Origin of the sequence: Albidovulum sp., from assembly GCF_049646345.1 — a bacterium.
Taxonomy (GTDB): Bacteria; Pseudomonadota; Alphaproteobacteria; order Rhodobacterales; family Rhodobacteraceae; genus Albidovulum.
Genome location: NZ_JBARVQ010000060.1, coordinates 1 through 1,826 on the forward strand (window position 1 = coordinate 1; position 1,826 = coordinate 1,826).

General features: G+C 63.5%; 2 protein-coding genes. Both read left to right on the plus strand.

The features are described 5' to 3' along the window. The coding region (locus WBB85_RS01475) for a CinA family protein (RefSeq protein WP_432636851.1) at positions 1-275 on the plus strand (275 nt) is incomplete at its 5' end. A gap of 167 nt (positions 276-442) precedes the next feature. Continuing rightward, the gene (locus tag WBB85_RS01480) at positions 443-1,621 is read left to right on the plus strand and encodes an ammonium transporter (protein ID WP_432636852.1); all 1,179 of its coding nucleotides are present in this window, start codon (positions 443-445) and stop codon (positions 1,619-1,621) included. The last annotated feature ends 205 nt before the right edge of the window (positions 1,622-1,826 follow it).

The window sequence follows — 1,826 nt, forward strand, 5'->3', positions numbered from 1 at the left end:
CCACCCACGGCGCGGTCAGTGAAGCGGTGGCGCGCGAGATGGCCGATGGTGCGCTGGCCCGGTCGGATGCCACACTCGCTGTTGCGGTGACGGGGATTGCCGGGCCGGGCGGGTCAGAGCACAAGCCCGAGGGCCGGGTCTGTTTCGGCCTCGCGGTAGATGGCGTGGGGACAAGAGCCGAGACGGTTGAATTCGGAGCCATCGGCCGTGACGAAGTGCGCCGGGCAACGGTCGACCACGCGCTCGACCTTCTGATCATCTCCCTCGGAACCTGATCCGAAAAGCGATCAAATTTTAGCAATACGCCACGCAAGACCGCCCGGATATTGGGCGGTTATGAAATTGCCGCTCTTTCCGGCAGCCGCCAGCGCCCTGCCGCTTTTCTTGGCATCCGGTTCGCGTTCTTTGCCGCGTAACGAAATACGCGAAAGGACCCTTCCCCATGAATGGCGCCGATACTGCCTGGATCATCGTGGCCACGGGCCTCGTCCTTCTGATGACCCTGCCGGGGCTTGCACTCTTCTATGGCGGGCTCGTGCGGGCGCGGAACGTGCTTTCGGTCTTCATGCAGTGTTTTGCGATTGCCTGCCTGATGAGCGTGCTTTGGCTGGTTGCTGGCTATTCCATCGCCTTTGGCGGTGAGGGCCCCTATTGGGGCGGCCTAAGCCGTGCCTTTCTTGCCGGTGTCGACGCGACGACAGTCAAGGGCACCCTGCCCGAGGTTCTGTTCTTTTCCTTCCAGATGACTTTCGCGATCATCACCCCTGCCCTCTTCCTTGGTGCTTTTGCCGAACGCGTGGGCTTTGGGTTCGTCCTGCTGTTCTCGGCGCTCTGGATGCTTCTCATTTACGCGCCCGTCGCCCACTGGATCTGGGGCGGCGGCTTTCTGGCCGATGGCGGCATCTTCGGCGCGGTCGGCACCAGGGACTTCGCGGGCGGCATCGTCGTGCATGAAACGGCGGGGCTTGCCGCATTGGTGCTGGCGGTGATGGTCGGTCCGCGCAAGAACCGCACCACCCCGCCGCACAATCCCGGTTTCGTCGCCATCGGCGCAGGCCTGCTCTGGGTCGGCTGGTTCGGCTTCAATGGTGGCTCGCAACTGGCCGCCGATGGCAGTGCTGCGATGGCGATCACGGTCACGCATCTTTCCGCCGCGACCGCCTCGCTGACCTGGGCGCTTTGGGAACGGATCAAGTTCGGCCGCGCCTCGCTTGTCGGTCTTGTGACGGGCACCATCGCCGGCCTCGCCTCGATCACGCCTGCCAGTGGCTTTGTCGGCCCGGTGGAGGCGCTGGTGATCGGCGCTGTCGCGGGTGTCCTTTGTCAGGAGGCGGTGGCGCTCATCCGCAACAAGATCCGCATCGACGATACGCTTGATGTCTTTGCGGTCCACGGAGTCGGCGGCATCTTCGGCACTGTGATGATCGCTGTATTCGGCGCGGGGACATGGACCGCCCAGCTTGGCGCGCTTCTGATCGTCGGTATCTTCACGGTTGTCGGCACCTGGATTCTGGCCAAGCTTGCAGGCTTCGTTACCCCGATCCGGGTCGACGCCGAGACCGAGTTCAACGGCCTCGACATCGCGGCCCACGGAGAGCGCGCCTACGACATCACGTCGTAAGCCGGTTTGAGCCATGCCCAAAGGCCTCCGCTTTGGCCATCAACATCCGGTTCGGGTAACTGAGAAGTCTGCTTCGCACCCATGGACGAAGCCGCTCCGCGGCACTGGCGCATTTGGCTGATGGAGTGAGCCGCCCATAGCGGCGCGCATTATGCGATCTGACCGACCTGGCTGACGATTGGGACCTTCTCAATCATCAGACAGG

Bases quoted from the DNA above. Each gene is read 5' to 3' on its own strand.
- WBB85_RS01480 (WP_432636852.1), top strand. From the start codon at position 443: ATGAATGGCGCCGATACTGCCTGGATCATCGTGGCCACGGGCCTCGTC.